Here is a 3,298-nt window from a genome sequence, read left to right as displayed (position 1 = left end):
GATTTTTGAAAAGATACGTAGGGTGCGTTAGCGACAGCGTAACGCACTATTACCAAGGATTCGGTGCGTTACTACTTAACTTTGTTCAAAAATCAAATAGTAATCCTATACGTAGTTAATGAAGCTAAACTACATCTGAGTTTTCAAGTTTGAATATACAGCTTTGTTTTTTAAAGTTGGTGTTACTTGGAAATTCAGGAAACTTGTTTAATATAAACAACCGCATCCACAAAAGGATGCGGTTTCTCGGAGGAGTAGATGTCAAAATACGACTTTCATTATTTTCAAGGGAGTACTCTTTCTGATCTTTTTGCTGAAGATATCACAGATACATCTTATGGGTTTATCTTAAATTACCCTGCAACTGCGAGTTGGGCTGCTTACCCCAACCGGAAAAAATATTTTATTCAAGATGGCAGTAGTGAAGCCACCAAAACCTCCTTCGACAAGATTTGTCAGAAGGAACCTTGGAAAAATTTGGCTGTGTTAGGCGATCGCATTCCCGGAATTGTGATTATACCACCGCCAAAGTCGCTAATTGGCTACTGGCAAGAGCATTTCGGCTTAAGCCACTCCAATATGGAGTTGAGGGATTGCTCGACTTATCTAGATGACCTCAGCCACAGCTATGGCTTTGACAAACTTATCACTCTATTTCCCTTTGATCACCTTAAACCTGAAAAACACGCTGTTGATCCAGACACTCATTACCATTTACTCAGCAAAGTAACACTAGCCGAATTGGGGGTGCAATGCCCAAAATACGATAGCTACAATCTGCACCAAGTCAATCTCGAAGACATTCAGTTACCACAATACCCTTACTTAATTAAAACGTCCCACGGACTCTCAGGAGAAGGCACTTATATCATCAAAAGTCCCAGCGATCTGAACTACTGCTTTGAAGAAATCAGGAAATATCTGAATATTAAGTTGCTCGATACGATTATTGTTTCGGAGTTCGTCAAGAATGAGGTGCAGAATTACTGCATACAGTTCTATGTCAACAAGTTAGGAGATATAACCCTGATTGGCACTACCAGCCAACTGGTCACTCCAGAAGGCAACTATTTAGGCGGACTAATTGACTACCGCAACACTGACATGAGCAAGTTCTTCGAGATGATTGCCAACCTTGGTCAGTATGCTCACAAACAGGGTTATTTCGGCGTGATTGGTTTTGATGTGCTGGAAGGCAAAGACGGGCAATTTTATGCGATTGATGCCAATTTCCGAGTCAATGGCTCGACTCCGTTGTGCTTGCAGCGTAATACCCTACTGGGGCTGGGAAAGGGAGTAGCTAAATATTCCAGTGACTACCGCATGGAAGGAACATTGGATTCAATTTTAGTCACCTTAAAACCAGAACTAGATCGCAAGGATTTAATCATTCTGTCGGCTTTAGAGAAGACCAAATACGGAAAAATCTACACCGACATTTATGCGATCGTTACTGGAGAAACCATCCAGGAAATGCAGCATATAGAGCATAAATTACAGCATAAAGGATTACAATGGCTCCCTTAAACAACAGCAATGTTGATATCTGGAGTTAGTAAGGCTTATCTATCATAAAAACTGGTGATCTTTGCCCAAGTTATTAGAGCATGTCTACAATTTTTTGTATATATAATTATTTCCCTTTATTACTGGAGTTTAGACTAAGCCATGCAAAATGACTCAGCAGGGCTGAGTTAATCAGAAACGTAGTGAAATTATGAATAATCTTGAATATTAAACAGCAATTGATGGTTCTTTAGGTGGTGGTGTTACTGTTTTTTTAACAATGGGGTATCGGTTTTTACGGTGACGTTTTTTTCCTGGTGTCCAGCCTGGGGACTTTCCGCGAGATTTGGGTGCAACAGCAGGAGTGCCAATCACCGCGAAAACTCCACCCATAGCTTGAGCAACTCTTCCAGGAGTCAAATTACCCTGAGACTTCTGCCTTGGCGCTAGCCTCTCCCTTTGGGAGAAGGTAGAGGATTGTCAGTAACAATATCACGAGCTAACCATAACTCCCAAGTCATAAGAGGCATCAAATCACTCCAGCGCTCACATTGCTTGGGAGTGCTTAAATTTGGCACAGTCCAATGTAGACGTTGCTTTAAAAAGCGATACCAGTGGTCAATTGTAAAGCGACGCAAGTAAAGCCGCCAAACTTCTTCTAAGGGAGGCATTTCTTCTCCTGCCCAAGCTAACCACAAAGGTTTCGATACTCGTTGATTACCTTGAACATCAAGACGTTCAACTCTTAAAAGTGACATCGGACGCGTCACCGCTTTACGGAAATGCAGATTTTTCCACAGGCTAACCCGTACCCGTTTTAGTTTCGGATCATCTACCTCGAAGACAGATGCTGCTTGGCCCCATGTTGTTGGTTCATTCAACTTGAATTTATCACCATGTTTCCTGGGACGGGAGCAACGCGAAAAAGTGAGATCATCGTCTAATGAGCAGGGGAAGCAGGGGAAGCAGGGGAAGTAAAGAGAAAATACTAATAACTTTTACTACTAAAATAGTTCAAAATACACTTAATTTCTTTCTCTCCCCCTGCCTCCTCTGCCTCCTCTGCCTCCCCTGCTTACTCACCTCACAAAATCGCATTGCTCCCTCCTGGGACAGCCCTTGCCCGAATAAGCTCCTGGCTCACCCCATAAACAGAGATTTGAACGCAATCGTACCAGTATATCTGCTGGAATGCTGGCAGTTTTTAACAAAAAAAATTTCTGTCGCTGTGGTCTGCTATCTTGTAGCGCTTCATAAATACTTGGCCACTTGCGTCTGAATATTGGTGATAAGGATAAGTCTGCTAGGGAATAAATATTGCGGGTCAGCAATATGGCATCTGTTAATTCAAAGGTCGCATCTTTGGCTCTACCTAAATATTTGTAGGCTACTTGACGAAACTCTTCAAGTCTGGCATTTTTCATGTTGGTAGGTGAGTAATGGTAGTTCTTTTCTCACCTTCTACTAAAAGGGGGACTGTATTCAATCAGACACCCCTTTTTTCTTGCTTATTTTCTGATAATGATAATCGAATAAGGGGGGGGTGGGAGAGAAACGAGCGACGCTCGTTTCTCTCCCACCATTTTCATGATTATCATTATTGTATTATTTTCTCTGCAAGCATACTACACAAAAATTGTTCAAGGTCGCGGATGCTTTGAGCTGACAAGATAATATTTTTAACCTCTAATTCCATTTGGTTTGCGTTCTCTCATATCGCTTTTAGTCTAAACTCCAGTCAAAAGCTCTCAAACTCGTACTGTTGTCAATCGTGCTGCAAATGCTTTTCGCA

General features: G+C 41.8%; 4 protein-coding genes. 1 reads left to right on the top strand and 3 read right to left on the bottom strand.

The window, feature by feature from the left end:
• Positions 1 to 258 precede the first annotated feature (258 nt).
• The gene (locus tag VB740_RS36270; RefSeq protein WP_323204636.1) at positions 259 to 1,527 is read left to right on the top strand and encodes an ATP-grasp domain-containing protein; all 1,269 of its coding nucleotides are present in this window, start codon (positions 259 to 261) and stop codon (positions 1,525 to 1,527) included.
• A gap of 207 nt (positions 1,528 to 1,734) precedes the next feature.
• Here VB740_RS36270 and VB740_RS36265 read toward each other — a convergent pair whose 3' ends face one another.
• From VB740_RS36265 to VB740_RS36255, 3 genes are all read right to left on the bottom strand, one after another.
• Complete coding sequence (locus tag VB740_RS36265; protein ID WP_323204635.1) at positions 1,735 to 1,899, bottom strand: hypothetical protein; 165 nt, start codon at positions 1,897 to 1,899, stop codon at positions 1,735 to 1,737.
• A 53-nt stretch (positions 1,900 to 1,952) separates the two neighbouring features.
• The gene (locus tag VB740_RS36260) at positions 1,953 to 2,387 is read right to left on the bottom strand and encodes a hypothetical protein (RefSeq protein WP_323204634.1); all 435 of its coding nucleotides are present in this window, start codon (positions 2,385 to 2,387) and stop codon (positions 1,953 to 1,955) included.
• Between the two features lie 198 nt (positions 2,388 to 2,585).
• Positions 2,586 to 2,930: a hypothetical protein gene (locus VB740_RS36255; protein WP_323204633.1), complete on the bottom strand. Its 345-nt coding sequence runs from the start codon at positions 2,928 to 2,930 to the stop codon at positions 2,586 to 2,588.
• Positions 2,931 to 3,298 lie beyond the last annotated feature (368 nt).

Origin of the sequence: Nostoc sp. UHCC 0251 (genome assembly GCF_034932245.1) — a bacterium.
Lineage (GTDB): Bacteria > Cyanobacteriota > Cyanobacteriia > Cyanobacteriales > Nostocaceae > Nostoc.
This window is presented reverse-complemented; position numbering and strand designations above follow the sequence as displayed.

What these genes read in the sequence shown, in the direction of transcription:
- VB740_RS36255 (WP_323204633.1), bottom strand. Translation starts at nt 2,930, where the DNA reads ATGAAAAATGCCAGACTTGAAGAGTTTCGTCAAGTAGCCTACAAATAT.
- VB740_RS36270 (WP_323204636.1), top strand. Translation starts at nt 259, where the DNA reads ATGTCAAAATACGACTTTCATTATTTTCAAGGGAGTACTCTTTCTGAT.
- VB740_RS36265 (WP_323204635.1), bottom strand. Translation starts at nt 1,899, where the DNA reads ATGGGTGGAGTTTTCGCGGTGATTGGCACTCCTGCTGTTGCACCCAAA.